Here is a 24859-nt window from a genome sequence, read left to right as displayed (position 1 = left end):
GGCGGGGAGGGGGGCGGTGCGGCCGAGGACCCGCCACCGCCGCTGCCCGGGACCGTTAGGATGAGATGACGAGATGTCACGGATCCGGGGGAGAGCTGGTGCAGGACGAGATGACGCCCGGTGGGCCGCCGTCGATCGTGGCGGGGGAGTGGCAGCCCCCGGCGGAGCTGAACACCGGGATCCCCCACCCTGCGCGGATGTACGACTACTACCTGGGTGGCAAGGACCATTTCCCGGCCGACCGGGAGGCTGCCGAGAAGATCATCGCGCTGATGCCCGATGCCCGGCTCGGGGCGCGGATCAATCGCGAGTTCCTCGGCCGTGCGGTGGAGTTCGCGGTCGGCTCCGGTATTCGGCAGTTCCTGGACATCGGCACCGGGATCCCGGCGATGGGCAGCACCAGCGAGGTCGCCCATCGAGTCGCTCCGGACGCCCGCGTGGTCTACGTCGACAACGACCCGATCGTCCTCACCCATGCCCGTGCCCTGCTGGCCCACCACCCGGCCGGGCACACCACGGTTCTCCACGCAGACCTGCGTGACCCGGCCGCCATACTCGCCGATCCGGGCCTGAAGCAGGCAATCGACCTCTCCCGGCCGGTGGCCCTGATGCTGGTGGCGGTGCTGCACTTCGTCCGGGACGAGGAGGGGGCCGCCGAGACGGTGGCCCAGCTGCGGGACGTCCTGGCGCCCGGGAGCATGCTGATCCTCTCGCACGGCACGCAGGATCTGATGACGCCACAGGCGGCCGAAGAGACCACCCGGATCTATCGTGGTGCCAGTTCGCCGCTGGTCCTGCGGGCGCGGGCCGAGGTGGAGAAGTTCTTCGGGGACTTCGAACTGGTTGATCCCGGACTGGTGCAGCTTCCGCTGTGGCGGCCGCAGGGGCAGCTGCCCCAGGGCTGGCAGGAGGCGGCTCCGGCCTACGCGGGAGTCGCTGTCAAGCGGTGAAGCGAACCACCCGGAGCACCGCCATTCCGGACCTCCGAGACCGGAGAGGTCGTTGACCGACGTCCTGTGCCTGCTCGGACCGGGCGTCCTCGGGCCGGTCGGAGCCGCCGTTCTGACGGATGCCCCGGCCGGCCGGTGGGGACGGGCGCAACGCCCGGTGCCCCCGTGTGCACCGGGCGTTGCGCCCGCGACGGGCCGTCAGTCACGCACGGCGGTGTTCCAGGTGGCCGGGTCCGTGCCGAAGAGGGTGAACCTGTCCAGCAGGCCCTGGGCGCCGCCGGCCGCGTCGAAGACGTGCGCCTCGTTCCCCAGGGCGGTGACGCACGCCTTCACGCCGTTCTCGGACGCGCACGTCGTCGACTCCGGCTGGTGGGGCATTCCGTCCGGCCCGGTCCGCACCGTGTCCGGGACGTCCGGCTTGACCGTGACGCCGATGAACGCGCCGGTCGAGGACCCGATGCTCAGGTCCAGCGAGAAGTCGCCGCCGTCGCGCGCCTGCCGGAGCGTCACCGAGTTCACCGTGTACGCCGCGGGCAGGTCGCTGATCCGCAGCGGCAGCGGCACCTGCCAGTGGCCGGTGGTCACGCCGGCCGCCACCTTCAGCGGGATCCGCTGCCTGTCGGCATCGGAGAGGGAGCCGGAGTCGAGCTCCGCCCACCGGCCCTCCGCGGTCTTCCAGCGCAGGATGTTCATGGTCTCCGCCATGTTCGGGTCGCTCGCGGTGATCCAGTACGCCTCCCGCCCGTTGACCTGCGGGGCGTCGACCCGGATGGCATGGTTCCCCGGCTTGTAGCCCGGCAGGTTGGGCTTTCCGTCCGGGAGGGTCGGCAGTGCGGGCGTCACCCCCGCCGGGAAGACCTTGAGACCGAAGGAGGGAGTCGGGAACTCCCCGGTCTCCCCCAGCGCGCTGGCCTGCTGGCCGTTGGCCTCCCGCATGTAGCGGAGCGTCTTGACCGAGTCCGGGAGCCAGCCGAACCGCGCGTCGGAGATCAGCGGATCGGTGCCGGTCACCGGGGCGGGCGACCTGGTCTCGGACGGTGTCTCGGCGGGCCCGCTCGACTGCGGGATCGGGTTCCACGTGTGCACGCCGCTCGGCGACGGGGACGCGCTCGTGGTCGGCAGCACGGCGGGATCCGCCGCCCTGCCTCCGCCCGGCAGCACCAGGGCCAGTGCGGCCGAGCAGGCCACCACCGCGGAAGCGGCGGTCACCAGCGCCGCCCGCCGCCGCAGCAGCCGGCCACGGCCGCGCCGCACCGCCCCGTGGATGTCCACGGTGCTCGGCGGGGCGGACCCGTCGGCCAGCGCCGAGAGCTCCTCGGCCAGGATCGTCTCCTCGTTCACGCCCTGCTCCCCTCGGCCGGTCGGTCGTCGGACGAACCCCTGAGTGCATCCAGGCCGCGCGAACTCCGACTCCTCAGGTTGCCGGCGGAGCAGCCCAGGATGTCGGCGGCCTGCTCGATCGAGAGGTCGCAGTAGTGGCGCAGCACCACGGCCGCCCGTTGCCCGGGCGGCAGCGCGGCCAGGGCCTGCCGCAGGTCGATCGTGGCGTCCACGTCGGCCCACGCCGTGGCCGCGGCCTGCGCCGTCCCGCCCCTCCGGGGCCGCCGCCACCACGAGGTCCGCTGCTGCGCCAGGAACGTGTTGACCAGCACCGTACGGGCGTAGCCGTCCCGGTTCTCCGCCCTCCCCGCCCGGGGCCACTTCACGTAGAGCTCGGTGATGGTCTCCTGGACGAGACCGTCGGCCCGGTCCCAGTCACCGCAGAGCAGGTACGCGACCTTGCGCAACCACCCGACCCGGGACGCCGCGTACTCGGTGAACTCGGCGTCGCGTGAACCCGCCGTACGTCGCACCATCAGGCACCCCTCCCTCCCTTTCGCGGGCACCGCCGGATTGCGCTGCCCGGATCCCTGATGCCTGGTGCCGTGCGAAAGGTTGCACCGATTCCCGGACGGGCCGCTCCCGGCAGGACCGACCCCCGCGGGCCCTCTCCGGCCCCGACCCGCCCTTCGACAACTGAACGGGGGAGTCGACCGATGCCGTGCCGGTTCTCCGCCCGGGCAAACCACGGCACCCGGCCCGTGCGGTCAGCGGGCCGGGCGCCGCCGTGCCTCCCCTGACCGGACCGACGGGCGGTGGACCTGGGGGGACCGTGCGCTGCGGAGCCCCGGTGCTCGCCGCGCCCCGGAGTGCACCAGCCCTCCCGCTGCCGCGTGTTCCGTCGGCCTGATCGTCGGTCAGGACTTCCGGCACCTCGCTGCGGCCGATTCCCCTCCCCGATGCCGGGAGTCGTCGCGGCTCGCCTCGCAGTCGCGTGTCGCCTCGTGGCACGGTCACCGCGCCGAACCGCAGCGCGGTGACCGTGGCGGGCCCTCGTTCGGGGTGAACCGGCCGGGTTCAGAGGTCGAAGAGGGTCTTGGAGAACGTGCCGGCGATGTTCTCGGTCACACTGTTGGTGTTGTCCGTGATCGCCACATTGGTGTAGCTGACGTTCGCCAGCACCAGCTTCTGCCCGTTGGGGCAGCTGAAGGAGCCCGCGCTGGGCGGGGTCAGGGTCAGGGTCGCCGTGATCGACCCGTTCTTGCCGGAGGTGAAGCTGCCGGAGGCGCTGACCGGCCCGTTCACCGTCGCCTTGTTCGCGGCCTGCGGGTGGTTCCCGCCGCCGTTGATGCAGGCGTAGGTGGCCGTGGCGTCGGCGCTGGCCGTGTAGCTGATCGTGACGGTGTCGCCGAGGCCGGCTTCCTTGAAGTTCACGTTGAGGTTCGGACTCGACCCCGACGCGAAGGACGCCGAGGCTTTGACGAAGTGCGGGCTGTCCGCGAAGGCGGGCCCGATGCCCAGCACGAGGGCACCGGTGAGCGCGACGGTTCCGGCGACGATTCGGGGAATACGCATGATGGGCCACCGTTTGTTCGGGACTGGATCGAGGTGGTTGAAGGGTCTCGGACTGTCCCCGTCCGAACGGTGGCCCCCTGGCTGCGAACGGCGATGCCCGCACCCGGCACACGGCCCGGCGTGCCCGGGGCGACGTCTCCCGTCGCATCCGGGAGACGGTCACCCTTCTCGGCTCACCCCTCGGGCCGGCTTTCGTCACGGGCTGCACTCCTGCCTCCCCACGCTACGCCGCTGACGTACGGGAACAAGCCCCCCAACGGCCTATGCTCGGTCACGCTCCGCTGTCTCCCCGCGGATTCCCGGGACGCGGCCGTCGTACCTTCCCGCGGGTACCCGTTGCAGCGGCTACCCGCCCGGGGTGTCCGCTGCCGTCCCCCGGCTGTCGGTGCCACAGCTCCCCACCGCTGCCCCGCCGGTGCCTGCGTGCCTACGGACCCCGGCCCGGGAGGGTGGCCGCCATCGGAAGGCACCCGGGGCGACGCGGAGGAAGTGGCTGAACGTTCATCAACAATGATCCGGCACGGTTTTCCCGCCCTCATCATGCACACGGCGAAGGCGGGGCATTCTGCGTGCATTCCGTGCGTCGGGGATCGGAATGCCGAGAGCAGCCCGGAAATGGAACGTTGATTCGAGAGTCGGCACTCGGCGCGCACGCGACGGTGATGCTGCCGTGGCCGGGTCGTGCCCGTGCCGGATTCGCCTCGTCACCGGCGAGGCGGTGACCCCGGTGGGCGGAGGCCGGTCCTCCGTGGAGCCGCTCGAGGTCGTCCCTGGGATGGCGAACGGGCGGCGCGACCTGCGCCGATCGTCCTGTTGGCCAGGGCGTGGGGCGGTTCGGCGCAGTCCCTTCAGCGGGTCGGACCAGAGCTGTCGACCGTGCCGGCAGGTGTCCGCTCCGTAATCGTGCAGCGGTACGTGGAAATGGTGGAGAGTCAGCTGACCATTCGGCACAACATGGTCACGAAACGGGCCTTGCCCTGTACTTCCCCTTCGCGTTCTGCGCCAATTGGCGTCGCGGTGTGGTGCCTGCCACGTCCGTGCGGCCGGAAAGCGGGGGAGAGGCGCACCGGCGCCTCAAGGCCGGCCATCGAGCGACGACATGACGAAAGATTCCATTCATGCACATGCGTAGCAAGCTCGTCGGCGGTGTCGCGGTCTCCGTGGCGGCCGTCGCCCTGGGCGCCACCCCTGCTTCGGCGTCGGTCACGTTCGACGCCGCCACCGGCACCGGTTTCGTCGGCAAGGGTGACGTGCAGACCGCCCTCGGCTACAACAACGCGGCGCTCCAGAAGGCCGTCGACGCCAAGAGCCTCGCGTTCACCGCCAAGCAGCCGGCGGTCCAGTCGCTGACGCAGGCCGCCACCCAGGCCGGCTCGCAGGCCGGCTCGCAGGCGGCCACCCAGGCCGGGAGCCAGTCCGGCACCCAGTCGGCCACTCAGGCCGTCTCGCAGGACCTGACCTGCACGTTCACCAACGGCAGCGGCACCAAGACGTTCCATCGCGACGGTGAGCGCACCGGTGAGCGCACCGGCACCCGGGCCGGCTCGCGCACCGGCAGCCGCGACGGCAGCCGGGACGCCTCCCGCGAGGGCACCCGGACCGGCAGCCGCACCGGCACCCTCAGCGGCACCCTGGGCTACGACCTCGACGTCGACGCCCGCAAGGCCAACCAGTACACCGGCTTCGTCCTCAAGGGCTGGAAGGCGGCTCCGACGTTCGAGGCCGGCAGCGCCGCCCCCGACTGGAACGCGCCCGCGTTCGGCGACTGGACCTTCGGCGACTACGGCTTCGGCCCCTGGTCGTTCGGCGATTACGCGTTCGGTGACTACGCCTTCGGCGACTACACGTTCGCCCCCGTGACCGCCGTCGCCTGGGGTGCGTGGGACGCGGCGCCGGGCGAGAACCCGGACGACTGCCTGCGCAGCTCCAACGCCGACAAGATCACGTCCTTCAGCAACGTCATCACGCCCGGCGCGATCACCGACGGACCCGTCGCGGACGGTGCCGTGGCCGACGGCGCCGTCACGCCCGGCAGCGTCACCGACGGAGCGGTCACCGAGGGAGCCCTCACGTACGGCACCGTCGCGTACGGCCCGATCAACCCGACCGGCCCGGCCAAGCTGTTCGTCAACGGCAAGGCCCTCTGAGCGACTCCGCACCACCACGGCAGCCCCCGGCCCGACTCGCGGCCGGGGGCTGCCGGGTGTGCGGCTCCCGTGCCGGCCCTGCCCGTTCACGGGCTGCCGGAGCACTTCGGGGGTGCCACCGTGACGGCTTCCGACCGCTGGGAGTCCACCGCGATCGGCCGGGACACCGTCCGGCGCGGCCGGCCGCCCGCACCGGCCCGCCGGGGGACGGCCGCACTCCGCCGGACGGCTGGTCGGCGCCGTCGCGTCCGTTGCCCGCTCGGTGTCCGGGGCGCCGGCCGTCGGCCCGTTGCGCCAGGACGACCGCGGCTTCTCACGGTGGGTCCGCTGCCGTGCCCGACCCGACGGGCGGGTGCCCGGGGCGGCCGCGACGGCGGGGCGCCTGTCGGCGGGCTGGTCAGTCGGCTCGCCTCCGGCGGGGCCGTGCCGGTGGGGCGGGGTGGACGGGAAGCGGGGTGTCGCCGAGAGCGGCGGCGAGTTCGGAGTCGTCGATCTCGTGCCAGCCGGTGAAGTCGGCGGTGGCGTAGGAGCCCAGCGGGGTGACGGTGCCGTCCGGCGCGGTGCCGCGGCGCCAACCGAACGCGACATCGCCCGTCCCGCCCGGGCGGCCGAAGCCTTCCGGCGCCCGCCCGACGTACACCACGACGAACAGGCACGCGTCGGTCGGCGTGCCGTCCCCGTCGTGCCGGTAGACGCCACCTGCGTGGAAGAACGATTCGGCCATGACCGGCTCCTTCACCGTGGGACGGGCCGGGAGGGCCGCGGGCCGTCACGGCGGTGGTGTTCGCCGGGACGGCCGGACGGCGGTGGAGGTCACTTGCGGAAGGCCGCGAAGACCTTGCTGAAGGTGCAGGGGATGGCCGCCGCGACGCCGTCGGTGGTGTCGCCGAGGCTCACGCCCGTGTGGGTGACGTCAGCCGGTACCAGGGTCTGGCCGCCCGGACAGGTGAAGTCGCCCGGGCCCGGCGGGTGGTCCCCGGGGCGACGTGGCCCCCACCCGCCGCGCCGCCCGTACGCCGGCGGCGGAGACGGTGCTCGATCCACCGCGCGCCCACGCTCTCATCACGGACTCCGCCACTGACAGTCAACGCTACGCCCAACCACGGCGCAGACAAGCCCCATCGGAGACCTCGCCCGGTGACTCTCCGCGAATACCGGCTGGTCAGCGCGGTGCTGCGCCCGGAGCGCCGGTTGCCGCACCCCGTGCGGTCGTCGCCACCGCCGGCCTCCTCCTCGCCCGGCCCGGCCGTAGCACCTCAGCCGTGTGCCGGCGGGGCGGACCGGGATCCGGGCGGGTCGGTCGTCGAACGCCGGTCCACCGGTGAGGTGCCCGCCCCTCGGGCTCACTTCTCGACGAAGACGATGTCCTCGACGGCGGGGCGCAGTTTGATCGTGCTGTCGTTGATGTCGATGACGCGCTGCAGGCCCCTGGTGGAGGTCCGCTGCTCGGAGAGGAAGAATTCGTCGTCCGCGCCGGCCAGGTAGGCGGGGAGGGAGTCGAGGGAGGGGCCGAAGAGGCGCAGGTAGTCGGCCAGGCGTCGGAAGAGTTTCGGCAGGATGACCGTGTGCTCGGTGAGCGAGCTCAGGTCCTCGATCTTGGCGCCGCTGTTGGTGGCGTCGTAGGCCCAGACGCTGCCGGGCACCTTCGCGGCCTGCGCACCGCGGGCGGTGGCGGCCATGTCGAGGCGCAGTTCCTTGGGCAGGTTCGAGTAGAACGTCGGGTAGGCCAGGCCGCGGGCGAGCAGTTCGTGGTTGGCGGTCTGGTGCAGGAGCGGCACGTCGACCTTGATGGTCGTTCCGCTCTTGGCGTCCGGGATCGGCGTGCCCCGGCCGGCCATGGCGATGCAGCGGCCGAAGGCGTCGGCGCCGGTGGCGAGGACGAACCCGGGGACGGTCTCCGGGGTGGCGGAGGTGACCCGCTCGTCCGCTCCCCGGGTGACGTCGGTGAAGCCCAGCCAGGTCAGCAGGGCGTTCCGGGCCGCGTGGGCTCCCAGGTCGAGCGGCTGGTGGACGAAGTCGGGGCCGACCCCCTGGTAATGGGTCTCCGGTGCGTCGATGCCGTCGAGCCGGAGGGCGGCGCCGCCGTGGACGTCCCGTTCGATCTTGTGCTCGCCGGGCAGTTCGAGCCAGAAGCCGGGATCGTCGGGGAGGAAGTGGACGGTGTCGCCGTCCGGCTCGAAGTTCTTGATCTGGTAGGGGCCCTTGATGAGCATCATGGTCATGAGGTCCTCCTGTCACCGGGATGTGACTCATTGCGAGGTCCTCCGTGGACAAACGGTGGGATCGTGCCGTCGGCGCGTTGGCCGCGTGGGCACGCCGGTGGCCGCCCCCGCGGGGCGGCCCGGGAGGGCTGGTCCCGCCTACAGCCGCTCCTCCATGCCGACGGCTTCGCGGAGGCGGTCGTGGGCCTCGCCCGGATCGTCCTCCTGGAGTTCGAGGAGGGCTTCGGCGATGGCGTCGAGCTTGCGCTGGATGGCGTGCTCGGCACGGCGCTCCGAGTTCTTGAGCATGGCGAGCAGCAGCAGCGTGACGGCGGTCATCGTGTCGCCCACCACGAGCTGCCACTCCGCGCCGAGCCCGGCCGCGTGAACGGCCACGAAGGCCGCCACCAGCAGCAGGCACAGGCCGGCGAAGAGCGGCGAGGCGGTGAAGTTCGACGCCAGTTCGGCGAACCGTTCGAACCGGCCGCGGCGGCCGTCCTCGCCCTTCTCGGCAGGGTGCTGCAGGGTCATGGCGCCGTCCCTCCGGCCCGGCCGGTCACAGGCGCCGGGCGGCGTCGGCGATCCGTCCGCGGGAGATGCCGGCGGCGTCCAGGAGTTCGGCGGAGGTGCCGGAGCCGGGCAGGATCCGCACCGCCAGGTGGGCGAGGGCCGGGCAGCGCCGGTGCTCCGCGAGGGCACCGAGCACCGCCTCGCCGAGGCCGCCCTCCGGGTGGTGGTCCTCCACCACGACGAGGCGTCCGGTGGCGTCGGCGGCCGCGGCCAGCGCCTGGCCGTCCACCGGTTTCACCGAGTACAGGTCGAGGACGCGGGCGGCGACGCCCTCCTCGGCGAGCAGGTCGGCGGCGGCCAGGCACTCGTGGACGGTCACGCCCGTCCCGGCCAGGGTGACGGTGTCCTCGGCACTGCTGCGGAGCGTCTTGGAGCCGCCGACCGGGAAGGTCTCCTCGGGCCCGTAGAGCACGGGGTGGGCGCCGCGGGTGGCCCGGAGGTAGGAGATGCCGTCGAGGTCGGCCGCGGCGGCCGTGAGCGCGGCGGCCGAGGTGGCGTCGCTCGGGCAGAGCACCGTGGAGCCGTGCACGGACCGCATCATCGCCAGGTCCTCCAGGCCCATCTGGGACGGGCCGTCGGCGCCGATCTCCACGCCGCAGTGGGTGCCGCACAGCGTCAGGGTGGCCTGCGAGACCGCGGCCATCCGGATGAAGTCGTGGGCCCGGGTGAGGAAGGCGGCGAAGGTGGCGGCGTACGGGTGGCGGCCGCGCACCGCCATGCCGACGGCGGTGGCGACCATCTGCTGTTCGGCGATGAAGTTCTGGAAGAACCGCTCCGGGTACGCCTCCGCGAAGTCCTCGGTGTGGGTGGAGTTGCCGACCTCGGCGTCCAGCACGACCGTCTCCGGCCGGGCGCCCAGCGCGACCAGCGCCTTGCCGAAGGCGGAGCGGGTGGCGACCTCCTCGCCCCGCTCGAAGCGCGGCAGCTCCACCGGGGCGCCCGCGCCCGCGGACCTGCGGCGCGGCGCGTCGGGCGGCCGCGGACCGCGCACGGTCAGCTGTCGCACCCCGCCGAGCTCGTCGACGGCGCGGGCGGCCAGGTCCTCGGGCAGCGGCTTGCCGTGCCAGCCGTCGGCGTCCGCCACCTCGGACACACCCCGGCCCTTGACCGTCCGCGCGACCACCACGGTCGGGGCCCGGCCGTCCGCCGCGGTGGCCAGCGCCCGGTCGACGGCCTCCAGGTCGTGGCCGTCCACGGCGACCGCACGGCAGCCGAAGGCCTCCGCCCGGCGGACGTACGCCTCGGTGTCCCAGCCGAACTCGGTCGGCCCGCACTGGCCGAGCCGGTTGACGTCCACCACGGCGGTGAAGTTGCCCAGCCGGTGCCGGCCGGCCGCGCCGAGCGCCTCCCACACCGAGCCCTCCGCCATCTCGCTGTCCCCGCACAGCACCCACACCCGCGAGGGCAGCCCGTCCAGGTCGCGGGCGGCCAGCGCGATGCCGACCCCGTACGCCACGCCCTGCCCGAGCGAGCCGGTCGCCACGTCCACCCAGGGCAGCACGGGCGTCGGGTGGCCCTGCAGCCGGGCGCCGATGCGGCGGTAGGTGGTCAGCAGCTCCGTCTCGCCGATCACCCCGGCGGCCCGGAACATCGCGTACAGCAGCGGTGAGGCGTGCCCCTTGGAGAAGACCAGGTGGTCGGCGGCCCGGTTGCCGGGATCGAGCCAGTCCGCCCGCAGGTGGCGCGCCATGAGGACGGCCATCAGGTCGGCGGCCGACAGGCTGGACGTCGGATGGCCCGAGCCCGCCGCGGTGCTCGCCCGCACCGAGTCGACCCGTAGCTGCTGGGCGAGTTCGGCGACCTGTCGCAGATCGGTGCCGGGTTCGATCGGAGCGGTGAGGGTGCGGTCGGCGGTCATGGCGCTCTCCTTCCGTTCTTCCCGCGCCTGCCCGCCACGGCCGTCCGGAATCAGCCCGCTGCGCGCCGCGTGGCCGCGCCCGCAGCGGGCAGCCGCCGGAGTGGAACCAGCGGCCGCAAGGAGCCCCCGATGAACAGCCGGAAGCACACCCCGGACGGCGACCGAAGGCCCGGGGAACGGCACGACTTCCCGCACGCCCCGCACGGACCGGGCCGCACCTCACCGCAGTGGTGGCCGCAGGGTCCGGTGCGCCGCGGCACCGAACCGGTCACGGCCCGCACCGACCTGGAGCTGAGGCGCCTGCTCTCGCGGGTCTTCCTCGGCTTCTTCGCGGTCGGCACGGTGGCCTTCGCCGTCCTCGCCGGGACGGCCGGCACGGGGGTCGCACCGAACCGCGCCACCTTCGCCGTCTTCGCGCTGCTCTGCCTGGCCTTCGCCTGCATCGCCGCGCTGGACCTCATGGTGATCCGCCGCCGGATGGCCGCGGGGCAGGGCAGGGACCGCAACGAGCGGTGAGCCCGGCGGTGCCGGTGTCCGGATCCGAGAGGGCCGGACACCGGCACCGCCGCAGGCGACGTGGAAACCGCCGCCGGCCACGAGGAGCCGGGCGCGCTCGACGACCCGTCCGCGGACGACTGGGCGGTGAACTGCAGAACATGCATGAGCTGGAGCCCTCCGGGTCCGCCCGGGTCTTTCCCGCAGGGCAGTCGGAGGCGTGGGGACGCCCGTCCAGGGCAGACGCCCCCGCAGGCCCGAAGCGAGGAGGTGAGGGTGATGGCCAGGATCCGGATTGCCCCCAAGCCCGGTCGGGGCCGCCCGCGGCCCCCGATCGACCTGCGGACCCCGTCCGGCCGTCCGCTGCCGTACTGACGGGGCGTCGACCGTGCCGCTCCCGGCTCCGCTGCCTTCGCGGCCTCGACCACCACGGCGTGACCGGACGTGAACCGAAAGAGCCTCAGCACCCGGCCGTTCCGGCCGGGTGCAGCTCGTACAGGGCGAAGGCGTGCTTGACGACCGGCTGTGCCACGTTGCGCACCGGCACCCCGCCCGCCGTCATGCCGTGCTCGGTGCCCGCGTGTGCGTGGCCGTGGACGGCCAGGTCCGCCCGGCCCCCGTCGATGGCCTCCGCCAGCAGGTAGCTGCCGAGGAACGGGTAGATCTCCGGCGGCTCGCCGGCCAGCGTGTCCGGCACGGGGGAGAAGTGCGTCAGGGCGATCCTCAGGTCGCAGTCGTCGAGGTCGGCCAGGGCCGTGCGCAACCCGTCGGCGAGCGACCGGGAGTACCGGACGAACGCCTTCATCTCGTCCTCGCCGAACTCCGAGCCGCAGCGCCCCGCGAAACCCCCGCCGAAGCCCTTGGTGCCCGCCACCCCCACCCGCATGCCGTCGACGGAGACCCTGGCCGCGGTGCCCTCGAGCACGGTGACCCCACCCTCCTCGCGGAGCACCTGCGCCACCTCGCCCGGGCAGCCGTCGTGGTGGTCGTGGTTGCCGAGGACGGCGATCACCGGCACGTCCAGGCCGGCCACCTCCGCCGCGACCGTCCGGGCCTCGGCGACCGTGCCGTGCCGGGTCAGATCACCGGCGAGCAGCAGCAGATCGGCCAGCCCGCCGAGGCGCTGGAAGGCCAGGCGGTAGCGGCCCGCGGCGTCCGGCGCGAGGTGGATGTCCCCGATCGCGGCGATCCGGGCGGTCGACCCGGACCCCGCACGGCCGGGTACGGCTGCGCCGGTCATCGCACCGCCTCCGGACGGTCCGGCACACTCGTGTCCGAGAGCACGATGTCGGTGTGCACCCGCAGCCCCGCGAACTCCTCGGCCACGGCCTCCAGGAGGTAGCTGCGGCAGGCCGCGCTGCCCGCCACGGCCCGCACCAGCACGGCGTCGCCGCGGAACTCGATCCGCAGCGCGAGTTCGGCGTACGGCCCGGCGGCGAGCCGCTCCTGCAGCCGTGCCGCGCGGTACTCGGCGGGCCCGGAGCTGTCGGCGCCCGGCCCGGGTTCGACGGTGTTCACGGTGTCTCCTCCCCGGACGGCCCGATCACGTCGAGGCGTTCCAGCAGGTAGAGGAAGGCCTCGGCCATGGGCAGCCCGCTGCAGCGGGACCGGACCTCGGCCCAGTCGATCTGTTCGCGCAGCGTCCGCGCGAGCGGCAGCACCCGGCCGAAGTCGCAGTGGTGCTCGGAGAACGGGGTGAGCTGGCTGACCATCAGGTCCGTCGGCGCCAGGACGGGCATCCACACCGAGTCCACCGGCCGGGCGACCGCCCGTTCCAGCAGTTCGGGGCTGACCGGCCGGTCGGAGAGCGAGAAGATCAGGTCGATCTGCTGCCCCTGGAACTCGGTCTTGACCAGCCAGTCCTCCGGCGGCGACCAGACCTCCATCCCCGAGTCGTTGAGGACCTCGGTGACGGCCTCGATCTCGTCGCGGAGCACGCAGAAGTCGGTGTCGTGCAGCGTCCGCCGCGGCACCCCGTGCGCGTAGGAGGCGACACTGCCCGCGAGCGCGAAGCGGTGGCCGCTCGCCTTGAGCAGCCGGGCCACCTGCTTGGTCGCTTCCAGGATGCCCTGCGAGGGGTCCTGGCCGCCGTTGCCGCCCGCTGCCGGGGGGGCCGAGGCGGTCGGGTCGGAGCGGGAGACGCCGGGTGCGGTCACGCTGGGACCTCCTGTGGTCGCCGGTCCGCGCCGGCCTGGCGGACCTGCTCGCACCGCTGCCGGCGGGCCGTCCGTGGACGGGGCCGCGTCCGACACCGGTCCGACCGTCCCGGGCGGCTGGCCATCCGTCCGGGACACCTTGTCGGGTTCCGTCGGGGGACGGGCTGTCGGGCTTCTTGCCGACCCGGCCCGGGCGAAACCCGGATCCGCCGGGCCGACGCGCACCGGACGGCGTTTTGCCGGCCCGGCAGCCGGGCAGGCGAGACCGGTACTCCGCGACCGAACCACCCGAGGAGGAGCCATGGAGGACATCCCGCAGGGCGGCGCCGGGGGAGTGCCCGGCCACCACGCCGACGAACACCACGACGACCGCAACGACCGGAACGACCGGGACGACCGGGGCGACCGGGGCGACCGGCGGACGCCGACCGTGAAGACCGTACGGGCGGGGAAGCCGGTCGCCGAACAGGGAGCCGAAGGCGAGCAGTCCGAGGACGGCGGTTCGCCCGACTCCGGCTGACCACCGTCCGACCGGACGCACGAGGGGACGCGTCATGGAACACGAGGAATTCCTCCGCCTGGTGCACGACACGGGCGGCTACGAGGACGACGGCACGGACGAGGCCGTCACCACCGTGCTCGGCCTGCTCGGTGAACTGCTGGGCACGGCCTCCGCCGAGGCCCTGGCCGACCAACTCCCCGAAGAACTGGCCGACCTGGTGCTCCCCGCAGCGGACACCGAAGCGGCCGGCTGGACCGCCGAAGGCTTCCTCGGCCGGCTCGCCGAAGCGCGGGACACCACCGTCGACGAGGCCGCCGTGGACGCCTCCGCCGTCCTGCGGACCGTGGCCGAGGCCGTCGACGACAGCGAACTCGACGCCCTCGTGACCGAACTGCCCGCCGGCTTCTCCGAGCTCCTCGGCCACCCCGAACTCGCCTGAGAGCCCCACCCGCCGACCCGTGAGGAGTCCGCCGTGCCGAACCTTCCCGACCCCCGCAACACCGTGGCGCAGCGCCCCGCCGGGGAGCAGACCCGCCACGAGCGGGCCCTCCTCGCCGCGCTCGGCGAGCTCCTCGACGACCTGGCCGCCCTCGGGCCGGGCGAGGCGAGGTTCGGGCGCCGGCCCCCGGTCGTCGTCCGCCGGCCCGCCACCCGCCCGGGACCCGCCGACCTCGGCGCGACCGCCTGAGCCGGCAGCGGCCGGCTACCCGCGGGTTTCGTTCCGGGGGCTGACTTCGCCGTCCGCGAGGTTCACACTGGTGCTGTGACCAGCCCACTCGTCCCCCCGGCACGCCCCGCACCCGCGGCGGCGCCTTCGCCCCACGGGCGGACGAGCGGCGCGGCGCCGCGGCGCCGCGGACACCTGGTCGCAGCCGGGGCCCAGGACGGCGCCGCGGTGTCCGTACTGCGGCACGCACTGCTCAGCGAGGTCGGCCACTGCCCGCCCGGCGGATCGGTCACCGTGGACCTCGGCGCGCTCGCGCGGTGCTCCGACGCGGGTATCGCCGTTCTGCGCGAGGCGCTGGATGCGGCGGCCGCCCGCGGGATCGAACTCCGGCTCACCGGCCCGCACTCCGCCGTGTGCCACGCCCTCGGCCTCGTCGACGTCGGCGGCTGGCACGTCGCCGTCCCCCGCCGCCCCTGACGGAACCCGAGCCGCGGCGACCCCCACGCGCCCCTTGTGGTGCGCCCGCGACCTCTGAAGACACGCCCGGGGTCGAGCACGGTTGACCCTCGGCGACCACGGGTAGCCGCCGCACGTGCTCACCATCGGCGTCGAGGAGGAGTACCTCCTGATCTCCCCGGCCACGGGGGTGCCGGTGGCGCGTGCCGCCCACGTCCTGGCCGAGGCCGGGCTGCATCCTGCGGTGACCCACGGCGAGGTGCAGCGCGAACTGCTGCAGGCCCAGCTGGAGGTGGCGACCCCGGTCTGCCGGAGCCTCGACGAACTCGGCGGGCACCTGCTGCGGCTGCGCCACTGCCTCACCGGTGCCGCCGAGGCCTGCGGCTGCCGGCTCGCCGCCTGCGGCTCGGCCCCGTTCACCGACCGGCTCCCCGTGCCGGTCACCCCCTCGGCGCGTTACCGCCGGATGCGCCGTGACGCGCCCGCCCTCACCGACGAACAGCTGATCAACGGCATGCACGTGCACGTGGGCGTCCCGGACCGGGCAGCGGGCGTGGCAGTGCTGAACGGGCTGCGGCCCTGGCTGCCCGTGCTGACCGCGCTGGGTGCCAACTCGCCGCTGTGGCGGGGCAGGGACACCGGCTTCGCCAGTTGGCGCACGGTCGTCTTCGGCCGCTGGCCGGTCAGCGGGGTGCCCCCGTCGTTCGCGGACGGCGCCGACTACGACCGGCGGATCCACCGGCTGGTCGCCACCGGACTGATCCGCGACACCGCGCAGGTCTACTGGCAGGCCCGGCTCTCCGAGCGCTACCCGACCGTCGAGGTCCGCACGACCGACGTCCAGCTGCGGGCGGACGAGGCCGTGCTGCTCGCCGGGCTCGTCCGCGCCCTGGCCGCCCGTGCGCTGGACCCCCGCCGCGTCGCCGCCGTGCCGCCCGCCCCTCCCGAGTTCCTGCAGACCGCCGCCTGGTACGCCGCCCGGCACGGCCTCGCCGAACGGCTGCCCGACCCCGTCACCGGCAGTCTGGTGTCGGCTGCCGAGGCCGCCGCGACGCTCCTCGCCTGCGTGGGGCCGGAGCTGACGGCCGACGGGGATCTGGAGCGTGTCGAGGAGGGCCTGCACCGCCTGCTCGCCGAGGGCAACGGCGCGGTGCGCCAGCGCCGCGAGCTCCGGCAGACCGGCCGCAAGGGCCTCGTCCGCATGATCACCGACGAGACGGCCGGCCTGCTGAACTGAGGGCCGCGCAGCGCGAGCCGTTCGCCCGAACCGCGCGAGTCCGCACGCGGCATCGGGATTGGGACGGGGAGCCGGGGGCAGACGCACTGACTCAGGCGATTGCGGCGCGAGCCCCGAGGCGCCGGATCGCGGCCGGCCCGACCGGAGTGGGTGCACCGCCATGGCCACCGTCGTACGAAGACTGCCGCTGAGCCGGCAGCAGACCGCACTCTACGAGCGGGCCGGCGAACTCGGCTGGGCGGTGCGCCGCGAGCCCGGCGACCGGACGCGCAACGAACGCCTGCTCTTCACCCGGCCCGGACGCTCACTGATGGCCGTCTTCACGCACGACGGCGCCTTCGCCTACGCGAGCGCCTCCGGTCCCGGCACCGGCGTCGTCGAACTGGACCTGTCCGGGACGCTGCGGGAGCTGGCGAGCACGTCCCGGGCGCCGGCCGCACCGGTCTCGGACCCGCCCCCGGCGAGCGCCACCACATCCGCGAGCAGCCTGCCGGACCGTCCCGCGCGGGCCGTCCGCGCCGCACGGCCCGAGGAGACGCCGCCGGCCGAGTCCAGCACCACGGCGGGCATCTCGGTGCCCGAACCGCCGGAACTCCGCAAGGCCTGGGGTCCGTGGCCGCTGGTGATCGTCGGGCTGCTGGTCCTCTGCGTCCTGGTCTTCATGGTGGCGCGGATCTTCGTCTGAGCAGCACCCGACGCGACCTTCGGCCACGGACTGCAGATCGTGGACCGGCTCGCCCTGTGGTGGGGCCACCGGCCCGTGGGCGGCGGCAAGACGGTCTGGGCCGAACTCGTCCCGCCTCTCCTCGCGGTCAACGGCTCCCGGTCGATCCGGGCCGGCTCGAATGACGCCGGCGACGGACGGCGGCCGTCAGCAGACGGCGCCCTCGAACCGGCAGGGATCCGTGTGCTCGATCTCGAAGACGGTGTCGGCCTCGGTCACTTCCAGGAGGCGGACCACCTGCGGGCTGGGGGAGGCCAGGCGGAAGCCGATCCCCGCCGCCAGGGCGGTCTGCCGGGCGCGGAGGAGTTCGTTCAGGCCGGCGGAGCCGCAGAAGTCCAGCGCGGCACAGTCCACCGTGAGCAGTTCGGGTGCCGGCTCCTCCAGCAGCGCCCCGCTCAGGGCCTCGGCCAGGGCGTCCGAGGTCTCCATGTCGACCTGTCCCGCCAGGGCCAGCCTGCACACCCCCGGCGGGGCGGGGCAGCGGGTCACGCGGAGGTCGGTTCCCACGGTCCGTTCCTCTCGTCGTCGGAACCTCCCGTGGCGGGAGGTCTCCATCTCGACGCTGGCCCATTCGGGTGCCCTCCCACAGCCCCCTGAACGAAGCGGCACGGTGCTGCCGTCCTGAAAACGAAGAACCTCCGTCTTCGTGACGATCCGATCGGTCCGACCGGTTTGCCGGACTTCGCCGCCGACGCCGGGCACGGCCGTTCGTTTCCCGGGGCGCGGGCCGGGCAGGCGCGCGCACAGATTCAGGGCGGGAGCCCCCGGACCGGGCGGCCCCGCACCCCTGGAGGAGGCTCCCGTGCATCCCGTCATCCACGTCACCCACCGCTCGCCCACGCCCGGTCTGCGGGTCGTCCAGCTGGCCGGGGAGGCCGACACCGGCAGCACCGGGACGCTGCGCGCCGCACTGGACAAGGCGCTGAGCCGCCTCCCGGCGCCCCACACCGTCGTGGTGGACTGCTCCGGTCTGGAGTTCTGCACCACCGCGGGCCTGAACGAACTGATCGTCGCCCGGGAGCGGGCCGCCGCCGACGGCATCGCCTTCCGGCTGAGCGAGCCGCGCGAGCAGCTGGCCCATCTCCTCCGGGTGACCGGAACGCACGAGCTGTTCGACGTCGAGCCCGCCGTCCTGCTGGAAGGCCACCTGTCATGACCGTCGTCAGAGTCTGTGCACGCCCACTGCTGGCCTCGATGTTCATCGCCGGCGGAGCGGACGCGGTGCGGCGCCCCGAGCACCTCGCACCCGCCGCCCGGCCGGTCGTCGACGCCCTGTCCGACCTGCCCGGAGTACCCGCCCGCACCGTCAACGCCATCCGCCTCAACGGCGGCGTCCAGGCCGCCTCCGGCCTGCTGCTCGCGGCGGGGAAGCTGCCGCGGCTGTCGGCGGCCGTCCTCGCCTGCACCCTCCTCCCGGTCACCTGGGCGGGCCACCGCTTCTGGGAGGCCGAGGACGAGGACGAACGCGCCCAGCAGCGCATCCACTTCCTCAAGAACCTCTCCATGCTCGGCGGCCTCCTGATGGCCGCCACCGCCGACGAGGACGGCCACCACCTGCTCCACCGCTAGGACGTGTCTTCGCAGGCGTACGGATGCCGCATAGGTGCCCCACGCGCCCCTATGTGGTGTCCGTACACCCCTTGAAGGCACGTCCTGTAGGACGGCTCCCGCCGGTGGGGCGGGCGTGTATCGCGGGCGTATCGAAAACCGCATACGCCGCCGCAACGCCCCACCGGCTCGAATGGGGGCATGAACCTCGACGCCTCCCCGTCCGCACCGCCCCGCCGCACGCTCAGGTCCGCGCTCCTCGGCCTGGCGGTCCTCGGCGTGGCGGGCGGCGCGTTCGTCGTCCGCCGGCCGCTGATGATGTCCGCCCCGCGGTGCATGGCCGGGCGGTGGCACGGCTGCTTCGACACCTTCAACGGTGTGGTGCTGATGACCCTGGTCGCGCTGCCGCTGTCGGTGCTGCTGGCGTGGGCCCTGGCGCACCGCCGGCGTGCCGCCGGGGCCGGCCGGACGTGGCGGAGGTCGCTGGCCGAGGTCGGCATGGTCCACGGGACGGTGCCGTTCGTGTGGATGACCATGATGCCGGGCGGCGGGGCAGGCACCGTGCCCGCCCGGGTGAGCCTGGTGCCGCTGCGGGACCTGGTCACGATGGGGACGCTGGGGATCGTCGGCAACCTGCTGGTCTTCGCGGCGCTGGGCTTCTTCGCGCCGATGCGGTTCGCGGCCCTGGCGTCCGTGCCGCGGGTGCTGGCGCTCGGGGCGGGCTGCTCCGTCCTGGTCGAGACCGCGCAGTACGTCCTGCAGCTGGACCGGGTGTCCTCGGTGGACGACGTCCTGGTCAACGCCGTCGGCGCCGGGCTGGCCGGCCTCGCCTCGCGCCGCTGGTGGTGCACCGCGGACCGGGCGCCGTCGGAGCCGTCCCGCCCCGCGCCGGTCGCGGCTTAGGCTTCCGGCATGCGCGTACTGATCGTGGAGGACGAGCCCTACCTGGCCGAAGCCGTCCGGGACGGCCTCCGGCTGGAGGCGATGGCCGCCGACATCGCCGTCGACGGCGACCGTGCCCTGGAGCTGCTCGGCGTCCACTCCTACGACCTCGCGATCCTCGACCGGGACATCCCCGGCCCTTCCGGCGACGAGGTCGCCCGGCGCATCGTCGCCTCCGGCAGCGGCATCCCGATCCTCATGCTCACCGCCGCCGACCGGATCGACGACAAGGCGTCCGGGTTCGGGCTCGGCGCCGACGACTACCTCACCAAGCCGTTCGACCTGCGGGAGCTCGTCCTGCGGCTGAGGGCGCTCGACCGCCGACGCGCGCACCTGCGGCCGCCGGTCCGCGAGATCGCGGGCCTGCGGCTCGACCCCTTCCGCCGGGAGGTCTTCCGCGACGGCCGGCACGTCGCGCTGACCCGCAAGCAGTTCGCGGTGCTGGAGGTCCTGGTCGCCGCCGACGGCGGGGTCGTCAGTGCCGAACAGCTGCTGGAGCGGGCCTGGGACGAGAACGCCGACCCCCTCACCAACGCCGTCCGCATCACCGTCTCCGCGCTGCGCAAGCGGCTCGGCGAGCCGTGGGCCATCGCCACGGTGCCTGGCGTCGGCTACCGCATCGACACCGGCACGGACTCCACCCGCCCGTGAACAGACGGCCCGGGCCGAGCGCCCGACTCAAACTCACCCTCAGCTACGTCGGGTTCCTCGTCGTGGCCGGTGCCCTCCTGCTGGGCGTGGTGTGGCTGTACCTGCTGCGCTACGTCCCCGACAACAGCCAGGGCCTGCTCGGGGTGTCGCCCAACCGCTACCTCCTGGTGCACACCTTCGCCCCCGCCGCGGCCGTGGCGATGGCCTTCCTCCTGGTGTTCGGCCTCGTCGGCGGATGGATCCTCGCGGGCCGGATGCTCGCTCCGCTCACCCGGATCACCGAGGCGGCACGGACGGCCGGAAAGGGCTCGCTGTCCCACCGGATCCGCATGGAGGGCCGGCAGGACGAGTTCCGCGAACTCTCCGACACCTTCGACTCGATGCTCGACCGGCTGGAGTCCCACGTCGCCGAACAGCAGCGGTTCGCCGCCAACGCCTCGCACGAACTGCGCACCCCGCTGGCGATCACGCGGACGCTCCTCGACGTCGCCCGCAAGGACCCGACGCGGAACCCGGGCGAGGTCGTCGAACGCCTGCACGCCGTCAACACCAGGGCGATCGACCTCACCGAGGCCCTCCTGCTGCTCGGCCGCGCCGACCGCGGCAACCTCCCCCGCGAGGACGTCGACCTCTCCCTGGTGGCGGAGGAGGCCGCCGAGACGCTGCTGCCGCTCGCCGAACGGCGCGGGACCACGCTGGAGGTCACCGGCGGGGCGGCCCGGACGAGGGGCTCCGCGGAACTCCTGCTGCGGATGGCGACCAACCTCGTCCAGAACGCCGTCGTCCACAACCTGCCCGCCGGCGGCACCGTGACGGTGCACACCGGGACGCAGGGCGGCACGAGCGTGCTGCGGGTCGAGAACACGGGCCGCCCGCTCCCGCCGGACCTGCTGCCGACCCTCACCGAACCCTTCCGGCGCGGCGCGGAACGCATCCGCACCGACGAGCACGAGGGCGCCGGCCTCGGCCTGGCCATCGTGCACAGCATCGTCCGCGCCCACGGCGGGACGCTCGACCTCGCCGCGCGCCCCGCCGGCGGCCTCCTCGTCACGGTCCGGCTCCCCGGCACGCCGTAGGCGGTACCCCGCCCGGTGCCCGGACGGCCGTCAGGGCGCTGCGGTGTCGGCCGCCGGCGGCTCCGGCCCGTCGTCGTCGCGGCCCGCCGCCGGGGCGGGCGCGGTGCTGCTGCCCGCGCCCTCCCGGTCGGCGGCCCGCTCCCGGTCGCCTCCGCGCTCCGACGGCCCGGTGCCGCGGTCGTCCCGTCGGGCCCGGCCGCGGCGCGCCTCGGGGTGTTCCTCGCGGTGTGCCTCCGGGTACGCCCGGCGCCGGATGCTCACGGTCTCCCCCCTCACGCCGCGCCGCGGTCGGACACGTAGTCCCGCACCCGGTCGATCAGGCCGACGCCCGGGGCCAGCACCTTGCGGGCGGTCGGCGAGGAGGGCGCGCCGGGGTGCGGCCGGGTCGGTGCGGTCGCCTTGGAGCGGCGCACCTGGTTGCCCAGCACCTCCAGGTCGGCCTGGCTGCAGGCCGCGCGCAGGGCCGGGAAGAGGTTCTGCTCCTCGTCGCGGATGTGCGAGGTGACCTCGTCGACCAGGGTGGTCGCCAGGGTGTCCAGCCGGGGGTCGCCGGCCTCCGTGTCCTCGATCTCCTTGAGCAGCCGCTCGACCTTCGCGTGGTCCTCGACCTCGCGGTCGGCCATCGCGTCGCCGCCGCCCACGTGCTCGCGGACCGCGGGGTACAGGTAGGCCTCCTCGGCCACGGAGTGCCGGACGAGCTCGATCGTCACCTCGTCGAGCAGCGACTTCCGGTGTTCCCCGGTGGCCTGCATGATCTGCGCGAAGAGCTCCTCGACCTCGCGGTGGTCGGTCTCGAGTTCCTTGATGACGTCGCCGCCGTGGCCTGCCATCGCCGCCTCCTCGGTAGGGGCCCGCCCGGTGCGGGCCATGACCGGCGGGTGCCCCGTCCGGCCGGGTGCACACGTGCCGTCCGGCGGACGTCACCCGGACGGCCCGGTGGCTTCCGTCACAGCGGGTAGAGGTGCCGCGAAGGACCGACCGGGGGACGGAACGGACGGCAGAAGGTGGACGGCATGCGATTCCACGACCGCGAGCAGGCGGGCCGCGCCCTCACCGAGGCGCTGTGCAGGCAGCTCGGCGGCGTACCGCCGGATCCGCTGGTGCTGGCCCTGGCGCCCGGGGGAGTGCCGGTAGGCGCGGCCGTGGCGACCGTCCTCGGGGCGCAGTTCGACGTGCTGGTCGCCCGGCGCCGCACCGGTCAGGTGTGCTGTGCTGGGGGGTGACGACAGGGACGGACCGACCGGCGTAGCGTCGGAGGTCCGGGGCCAGAGTCCGGTGGTGGATGTGGAGTCGTTCCTGTTCGACAGCGCGAGCCTGGACGCGACGGAGGAGTTCCTCTCGTCCGCCTACACGCCGATGCGGATCGGCGGGCCGGTCGAGGACGCGCGGGTGCGGATCAGCCGGCGCGCGGTCGGCCCGCTGTCGGTGGACCGCCTCTCCTTCGGCCACACCATGGGCTACGACGCGGGCAGCCTCGGCAAGGTGTGCCTGATCACCGTGCACGCGGGCACCATCGTCGACCTCACCGACGGCCGCGAGGAGGTCTTCGGCACCGGGGAGACCTTCCTGATCGCGCCGTCCGACCGCCCGTACCGCGGCGAGGTCCGCTCGGCCCGCCACACCATCGCGATGTTCGACCCGGCGCTGCTCGCCGACGCCGCCCCGGCCATCCCCGCGGGCGGCGGGCCCGTCCGGCTGACCGGCCCCCGCGCGGTCACGCCCGAGGCCAACCGCCAGCTCACCGCCGCCGTGGCCTACCTCCGCGACGGCGTCCTCGACAACCCGGCTGCCTGCGAGTCCGACCTGCTGGTGTCCAGCGCCGCCCGGCACCTCGCCACCGCGACCCTGGCCGCCCTGCCGCACGACGCCCGCACCGATCCGGTACCCGCCGACAGCCGCGACGCCACCCCCGCGACGCTGCGCCGAGCCGTCGCCTTCATCGACGACAACGCCGACCGGGACCTCACCCCGGCGGCCGTCGCCGCGGCGGCCTGCGTCACGCCCAGGGCCCTGCAGTACTCCTTCCGCCGGTACGCCGGGTGCACCCCGCTGGCGTACCTGCGCCGCGTCCGGCTCGCCCGGGCGCACGCCGACCTCAGGGCCGCCGCGTTGCAGGACGGACTGACCGTCACCGGGATCGCCGCCCGCTGGGGCTTCGCCCACCCCGGCCGGTTCGCCGAGGCCTACCGGCGCGCGTACGGGGTCGCCCCCTCGGCCACCCTGAAGCGCTGACCGCGGTCCGCAGCCGCGCCCGGCCCCCGGTGCAGCGGGTCGGGCGCCACGGCGAGGGGGGCAGGACGCCGTGGCACCCGTGTACCGCCTCTGGGCAGCGCGGCGGGCTTCAAACCTGCGGGTCCGGCGGCCGGCTCCGGCGGCGGTGGCTGGTGTCGCAGAACGGGAAGCAGCGGCTGCGCCGGCAGGCGCACAGGGCGACCACCGGCCGCTCGCTCACCTGCCGGGTGCCGTCCGGCAGGACGACCTCCACCGGGCCCTCCACCAGGAACGGCCCGTCCCCGGCGACGGTGACCCGCCGCGGCGCGCGCTCAGACGGGCCGGACACCGCGGACCACCACCAGTTCCTCCTCGCGCTGCCCCGGCGGGATCAGGCCGCGCTCCTCGAACCAGCCGGCCCGGGCGGTCATCACCGGCCCGAACGGCTGGTGCAGCCGTGCCGCGATGCCGACCCGCAGCCCGGCGCGGGCGAGCGCGGCACAGGTCGCCGGGACGCCGGCCAGCGCCGACTGCACCACGAGCAGCACCCCGCCCGGCGCGAGCAGCGCCGGGGCGTCGGCGCAGATCCGGTCCAGCAGGGCACGGCCGTCGCGGCCGGCGTCCCAGCTGCGGGCGATCCCGCGGCGGGGCGGCGCCGACCGGCTGGGCACGTACGGCGGGTTCGCGGTGATCAGGTCGAACCGTGACCCGGCGACCGGGGCCAGCAGATCGCCGTGGCGCAGCCGCACCCGGCGGCGGTTGAGCAGCAGATTGGCGGCGGCGGCCGCCAGGGCACGGCGGGACACGTCCACCGCCGTCACCCGGGCACCCAGCGCGGCGGCGGCCATCGCCACCGCCCCGCTGCCGGTGCACAGGTCGAGGACCCTCCGGCCGTCGAGCGCCTCGCGTTCCAGCGCGTCGGTGAGCAGCCGGGTGTCCCCCTGGGCCGGGTACACGCCCGGCGGGGTGATCAGGAGCATGGTGCGCGCCTGCCCGCCGCGCCCGAGCCCAATCGGTGCCGGTCCCGACCGGCCGGAGCTCAGTCGGCGGGCGGCCGGAGGACCCCGTGCAGGAGTTCCAGGGCGGCGAGGACGGCCGCGCGGCGGATCCCGTCGCGGTCCCGGGCGTTGTGGCGCGGCCGGGCGGTGCTGGTGCCGTGCGGGGAGGCCAGGGCGACGAAGACCGTGCCCACCGGTCGGCCGTCCTGCGGGGCCGGCCCCGCGACGCCGGTGGTGGCCAGGCCGTACCACGCCCCGGTCAGCCGGCGGACGCCCTCGGCCATCTGCGCGGCCACCCCCGCATCCACCGGGCCGTGCTCGCGCAGCAGGGCCGCGTCGACCCCGAGCAGGTCCTCCTTCAGCTCGGTGGCGTAGGCGACCACACCGCCGCGCAGGACGGCGGAGGCACCGGGTGCCTCGGCGAGCACCTGGCAGAGCGCGCCGGCGGTCAGGGACTCGGCGGCGGCGACGGTGTGGCCGGCCGCGTCCAGCGCCGCGGTGATCTGCCGGGCGAGCCGGGCGGGCCGGTCCAGCCGGCTGCCGGGGGAGGGACGGTCGGACACGGTCCGGCTCCT

Annotated in this window: 32 protein-coding genes; 16 read left to right on the top strand and 16 right to left on the bottom strand. The window is 74.4% G+C overall.

Features of this window, described 5'->3' with window-relative positions; all coding sequences use genetic code 11:
* Positions 1-98 precede the first annotated feature (98 nt).
* Positions 99-950, top strand: coding sequence for an SAM-dependent methyltransferase (locus tag AB0442_RS07080; protein WP_366161197.1), 852 nt, complete (start codon positions 99-101; stop codon positions 948-950).
* Between the two features lie 198 nt (positions 951-1148).
* On the opposite strand, the gene AB0442_RS07075 is transcribed toward AB0442_RS07080, so the two are convergent.
* The 3 genes from AB0442_RS07075 to AB0442_RS07065 all read right to left on the bottom strand — a co-directional run bounded on the left by AB0442_RS07075 (position 1149) and on the right by AB0442_RS07065 (position 3845).
* Positions 1149-2291, bottom strand: a complete 1143-nt coding sequence (locus AB0442_RS07075) for a hypothetical protein (protein WP_366161195.1) — start codon at positions 2289-2291, stop codon at positions 1149-1151.
* Positions 2288-2806 carry a SigE family RNA polymerase sigma factor gene (locus tag AB0442_RS07070; RefSeq protein ID WP_366161193.1) on the bottom strand — a complete coding sequence of 173 codons (519 nt, stop codon included), beginning with the start codon at positions 2804-2806 and terminating at the stop codon, positions 2288-2290. Before AB0442_RS07070 ends, AB0442_RS07075 begins: the two co-directional genes overlap by 4 nt.
* A gap of 541 nt (positions 2807-3347) precedes the next feature.
* Entirely contained in the window at positions 3348-3845 is a 498-nt protein-coding gene (locus tag AB0442_RS07065) for a hypothetical protein (protein ID WP_366161191.1), read from the bottom strand.
* 1118 nt (positions 3846-4963) lie between these two features.
* On the opposite strand from AB0442_RS07065, the gene AB0442_RS07060 reads away from it, so the two are divergent.
* Positions 4964-5992 carry a hypothetical protein gene (locus AB0442_RS07060; RefSeq protein ID WP_366161189.1) on the top strand — a complete coding sequence of 343 codons (1029 nt, stop codon included), beginning with the start codon at positions 4964-4966 and terminating at the stop codon, positions 5990-5992.
* A gap of 397 nt (positions 5993-6389) precedes the next feature.
* Here the strand turns inward: AB0442_RS07060 and AB0442_RS07055 are convergent, their stop codons facing one another.
* The 4 genes from AB0442_RS07055 to AB0442_RS07040 all read right to left on the bottom strand — a co-directional run bounded on the left by AB0442_RS07055 (position 6390) and on the right by AB0442_RS07040 (position 10621).
* Complete coding sequence (locus tag AB0442_RS07055; RefSeq protein ID WP_366161188.1) at positions 6390-6716, bottom strand: hypothetical protein; 327 nt, start codon at positions 6714-6716, stop codon at positions 6390-6392.
* Positions 6717-7335: 619 nt separating this feature from the next.
* On the bottom strand, positions 7336-8214 hold the full coding sequence (locus tag AB0442_RS07050; RefSeq protein WP_366161186.1) for a nuclease: 879 nt from the start codon (positions 8212-8214) through the stop codon (positions 7336-7338).
* Between the two features lie 138 nt (positions 8215-8352).
* Complete coding sequence (locus AB0442_RS07045; RefSeq protein ID WP_366161184.1) at positions 8353-8724, bottom strand: low affinity iron permease family protein; 372 nt, start codon at positions 8722-8724, stop codon at positions 8353-8355.
* A 25-nt stretch (positions 8725-8749) separates the two neighbouring features.
* On the bottom strand, positions 8750-10621 hold the full coding sequence (locus tag AB0442_RS07040; RefSeq protein WP_366161182.1) for a transketolase: 1872 nt from the start codon (positions 10619-10621) through the stop codon (positions 8750-8752).
* Between the two features lie 129 nt (positions 10622-10750).
* On the opposite strand from AB0442_RS07040, the gene AB0442_RS07035 reads away from it, so the two are divergent.
* The gene (locus AB0442_RS07035; protein WP_366161180.1) at positions 10751-11137 is read left to right on the top strand and encodes a hypothetical protein; all 387 of its coding nucleotides are present in this window, start codon (positions 10751-10753) and stop codon (positions 11135-11137) included.
* Between the two features lie 439 nt (positions 11138-11576).
* On the opposite strand, the gene AB0442_RS07030 is transcribed toward AB0442_RS07035, so the two are convergent.
* The 3 genes from AB0442_RS07030 to AB0442_RS07020 are packed head-to-tail and all read right to left on the bottom strand — an operon-like array spanning position 11577 to position 13272.
* Positions 11577-12356: a metallophosphoesterase gene (locus AB0442_RS07030; RefSeq protein ID WP_366161178.1), complete on the bottom strand. Its 780-nt coding sequence runs from the start codon at positions 12354-12356 to the stop codon at positions 11577-11579.
* A complete protein-coding gene (locus AB0442_RS07025) occupies positions 12353-12634 on the bottom strand; it encodes a hypothetical protein (RefSeq protein WP_366161176.1) in 282 nt (93 codons plus the stop codon). Before AB0442_RS07025 ends, AB0442_RS07030 begins: the two co-directional genes overlap by 4 nt.
* Entirely contained in the window at positions 12631-13272 is a 642-nt protein-coding gene (locus tag AB0442_RS07020) for a nucleotidyltransferase family protein (protein WP_366161174.1), read from the bottom strand. The genes AB0442_RS07025 and AB0442_RS07020 overlap by 4 nt, the downstream gene beginning before the upstream one ends.
* A gap of 301 nt (positions 13273-13573) precedes the next feature.
* On the opposite strand from AB0442_RS07020, the gene AB0442_RS07015 reads away from it, so the two are divergent.
* The 6 genes from AB0442_RS07015 (at position 13574) to AB0442_RS06990 (ending at position 16819) form a co-directional block, all read left to right on the top strand.
* Positions 13574-13792 carry a hypothetical protein gene (locus AB0442_RS07015; RefSeq protein WP_366161172.1) on the top strand — a complete coding sequence of 73 codons (219 nt, stop codon included), beginning with the start codon at positions 13574-13576 and terminating at the stop codon, positions 13790-13792.
* A gap of 34 nt (positions 13793-13826) precedes the next feature.
* Entirely contained in the window at positions 13827-14213 is a 387-nt protein-coding gene (locus AB0442_RS07010; RefSeq protein WP_366161170.1) for a DUF2267 domain-containing protein, read from the top strand.
* A gap of 33 nt (positions 14214-14246) precedes the next feature.
* Positions 14247-14462, top strand: a complete 216-nt coding sequence (locus AB0442_RS07005; protein WP_366161168.1) for a hypothetical protein — start codon at positions 14247-14249, stop codon at positions 14460-14462.
* 75 nt (positions 14463-14537) lie between these two features.
* A complete protein-coding gene (locus tag AB0442_RS07000; protein ID WP_366161166.1) occupies positions 14538-14918 on the top strand; it encodes an STAS domain-containing protein in 381 nt (126 codons plus the stop codon).
* Between the two features lie 115 nt (positions 14919-15033).
* Positions 15034-16134, top strand: coding sequence for a glutamate--cysteine ligase (locus tag AB0442_RS06995; protein WP_366161165.1), 1101 nt, complete (start codon positions 15034-15036; stop codon positions 16132-16134).
* A 160-nt stretch (positions 16135-16294) separates the two neighbouring features.
* The gene (locus AB0442_RS06990) at positions 16295-16819 is read left to right on the top strand and encodes a DUF6480 family protein (RefSeq protein WP_366161163.1); all 525 of its coding nucleotides are present in this window, start codon (positions 16295-16297) and stop codon (positions 16817-16819) included.
* 186 nt (positions 16820-17005) lie between these two features.
* On the opposite strand, the gene AB0442_RS06985 is transcribed toward AB0442_RS06990, so the two are convergent.
* Positions 17006-17365: an STAS domain-containing protein gene (locus AB0442_RS06985; RefSeq protein WP_366161161.1), complete on the bottom strand. Its 360-nt coding sequence runs from the start codon at positions 17363-17365 to the stop codon at positions 17006-17008.
* A 295-nt stretch (positions 17366-17660) separates the two neighbouring features.
* Between AB0442_RS06985 and AB0442_RS06980 the strand changes: the two genes are divergently transcribed.
* The 5 genes from AB0442_RS06980 to AB0442_RS06960 all read left to right on the top strand — a co-directional run bounded on the left by AB0442_RS06980 (position 17661) and on the right by AB0442_RS06960 (position 21075).
* Positions 17661-18014 carry an STAS domain-containing protein gene (locus AB0442_RS06980; RefSeq protein WP_366161159.1) on the top strand — a complete coding sequence of 118 codons (354 nt, stop codon included), beginning with the start codon at positions 17661-17663 and terminating at the stop codon, positions 18012-18014.
* Positions 18011-18427: a DoxX family protein gene (locus AB0442_RS06975; protein ID WP_366161157.1), complete on the top strand. Its 417-nt coding sequence runs from the start codon at positions 18011-18013 to the stop codon at positions 18425-18427. The genes AB0442_RS06980 and AB0442_RS06975 overlap by 4 nt, the downstream gene beginning before the upstream one ends.
* 180 nt (positions 18428-18607) lie before the next feature.
* Positions 18608-19309 (top strand): VanZ family protein, encoded by a 702-nt coding sequence (locus tag AB0442_RS06970; RefSeq protein ID WP_366161155.1) that lies wholly within the window; start codon positions 18608-18610, stop codon positions 19307-19309.
* A gap of 9 nt (positions 19310-19318) precedes the next feature.
* The gene (locus tag AB0442_RS06965) at positions 19319-19999 is read left to right on the top strand and encodes a response regulator transcription factor (RefSeq protein WP_366161153.1); all 681 of its coding nucleotides are present in this window, start codon (positions 19319-19321) and stop codon (positions 19997-19999) included.
* On the top strand, positions 19996-21075 hold the full coding sequence (locus tag AB0442_RS06960) for a HAMP domain-containing sensor histidine kinase (RefSeq protein WP_366161151.1): 1080 nt from the start codon (positions 19996-19998) through the stop codon (positions 21073-21075). The genes AB0442_RS06965 and AB0442_RS06960 overlap by 4 nt, the downstream gene beginning before the upstream one ends.
* Before the next feature lie 30 nt (positions 21076-21105).
* On the opposite strand, the gene AB0442_RS06955 is transcribed toward AB0442_RS06960, so the two are convergent.
* Together AB0442_RS06955 and AB0442_RS06950 are read right to left on the bottom strand one after the other, a co-directional pair.
* Positions 21106-21336: a hypothetical protein gene (locus AB0442_RS06955; RefSeq protein WP_366161149.1), complete on the bottom strand. Its 231-nt coding sequence runs from the start codon at positions 21334-21336 to the stop codon at positions 21106-21108.
* An 11-nt stretch (positions 21337-21347) separates the two neighbouring features.
* Positions 21348-21905 (bottom strand): hemerythrin domain-containing protein, encoded by a 558-nt coding sequence (locus AB0442_RS06950; RefSeq protein WP_366161147.1) that lies wholly within the window; start codon positions 21903-21905, stop codon positions 21348-21350.
* A 183-nt stretch (positions 21906-22088) separates the two neighbouring features.
* Between AB0442_RS06950 and AB0442_RS06945 the strand changes: the two genes are divergently transcribed.
* Together AB0442_RS06945 and AB0442_RS06940 are read left to right on the top strand one after the other, a co-directional pair.
* Positions 22089-22298: a hypothetical protein gene (locus AB0442_RS06945; protein ID WP_366161145.1), complete on the top strand. Its 210-nt coding sequence runs from the start codon at positions 22089-22091 to the stop codon at positions 22296-22298.
* A gap of 55 nt (positions 22299-22353) precedes the next feature.
* Positions 22354-23307, top strand: coding sequence for a helix-turn-helix domain-containing protein (locus AB0442_RS06940; RefSeq protein ID WP_366161143.1), 954 nt, complete (start codon positions 22354-22356; stop codon positions 23305-23307).
* Between the two features lie 109 nt (positions 23308-23416).
* Here AB0442_RS06940 and AB0442_RS06935 read toward each other — a convergent pair whose 3' ends face one another.
* From AB0442_RS06935 to AB0442_RS06925, 3 genes are read right to left on the bottom strand one after another with little or no spacing between them, the layout of a single operon-like run.
* Positions 23417-23635: a CDGSH iron-sulfur domain-containing protein gene (locus AB0442_RS06935; RefSeq protein ID WP_366161142.1), complete on the bottom strand. Its 219-nt coding sequence runs from the start codon at positions 23633-23635 to the stop codon at positions 23417-23419.
* Positions 23619-24299: a HemK2/MTQ2 family protein methyltransferase gene (locus tag AB0442_RS06930; RefSeq protein WP_366161214.1), complete on the bottom strand. Its 681-nt coding sequence runs from the start codon at positions 24297-24299 to the stop codon at positions 23619-23621. The genes AB0442_RS06935 and AB0442_RS06930 overlap by 17 nt, the downstream gene beginning before the upstream one ends.
* A 26-nt stretch (positions 24300-24325) precedes the next feature.
* A complete protein-coding gene (locus AB0442_RS06925; protein ID WP_366161212.1) occupies positions 24326-24817 on the bottom strand; it encodes a nicotinamide-nucleotide amidohydrolase family protein in 492 nt (163 codons plus the stop codon).
* Positions 24818-24859: the final 42 nt, after the last annotated feature.

The organism is Kitasatospora sp. NPDC085895 (assembly GCF_040702125.1).
Classification (GTDB): Bacteria; Actinomycetota; Actinomycetes; order Streptomycetales; family Streptomycetaceae; genus Kitasatospora; species Kitasatospora arboriphila.
This window is presented reverse-complemented; position numbering and strand designations above follow the sequence as displayed.

Coding starts and splice junctions, on each gene's coding strand:
- AB0442_RS07060 (WP_366161189.1), top strand. CDS start 4,964: ATGCACATGCGTAGCAAGCTCGTCGGCGGTGTCGCGGTCTCCGTGGCG.
- AB0442_RS07015 (WP_366161172.1), top strand. CDS start 13,574: ATGGAGGACATCCCGCAGGGCGGCGCCGGGGGAGTGCCCGGCCACCAC.
- AB0442_RS07010 (WP_366161170.1), top strand. CDS start 13,827: ATGGAACACGAGGAATTCCTCCGCCTGGTGCACGACACGGGCGGCTAC.
- AB0442_RS07035 (WP_366161180.1), top strand. CDS start 10,751: ATGAACAGCCGGAAGCACACCCCGGACGGCGACCGAAGGCCCGGGGAA.
- AB0442_RS07040 (WP_366161182.1), bottom strand. CDS start 10,621: ATGACCGCCGACCGCACCCTCACCGCTCCGATCGAACCCGGCACCGAT.
- AB0442_RS07070 (WP_366161193.1), bottom strand. CDS start 2,806: ATGGTGCGACGTACGGCGGGTTCACGCGACGCCGAGTTCACCGAGTAC.
- AB0442_RS06945 (WP_366161145.1), top strand. CDS start 22,089: ATGCGATTCCACGACCGCGAGCAGGCGGGCCGCGCCCTCACCGAGGCG.
- AB0442_RS07055 (WP_366161188.1), bottom strand. CDS start 6,716: ATGGCCGAATCGTTCTTCCACGCAGGTGGCGTCTACCGGCACGACGGG.
- AB0442_RS06970 (WP_366161155.1), top strand. CDS start 18,608: ATGAACCTCGACGCCTCCCCGTCCGCACCGCCCCGCCGCACGCTCAGG.
- AB0442_RS06950 (WP_366161147.1), bottom strand. CDS start 21,905: ATGGCAGGCCACGGCGGCGACGTCATCAAGGAACTCGAGACCGACCAC.
- AB0442_RS07065 (WP_366161191.1), bottom strand. CDS start 3,845: ATGCGTATTCCCCGAATCGTCGCCGGAACCGTCGCGCTCACCGGTGCC.
- AB0442_RS07050 (WP_366161186.1), bottom strand. CDS start 8,214: ATGACCATGATGCTCATCAAGGGCCCCTACCAGATCAAGAACTTCGAG.
- AB0442_RS06990 (WP_366161163.1), top strand. CDS start 16,295: ATGGCCACCGTCGTACGAAGACTGCCGCTGAGCCGGCAGCAGACCGCA.
- AB0442_RS07030 (WP_366161178.1), bottom strand. CDS start 12,356: ATGACCGGCGCAGCCGTACCCGGCCGTGCGGGGTCCGGGTCGACCGCC.
- AB0442_RS07045 (WP_366161184.1), bottom strand. CDS start 8,724: ATGACCCTGCAGCACCCTGCCGAGAAGGGCGAGGACGGCCGCCGCGGC.
- AB0442_RS06975 (WP_366161157.1), top strand. CDS start 18,011: ATGACCGTCGTCAGAGTCTGTGCACGCCCACTGCTGGCCTCGATGTTC.
- AB0442_RS06965 (WP_366161153.1), top strand. CDS start 19,319: ATGCGCGTACTGATCGTGGAGGACGAGCCCTACCTGGCCGAAGCCGTC.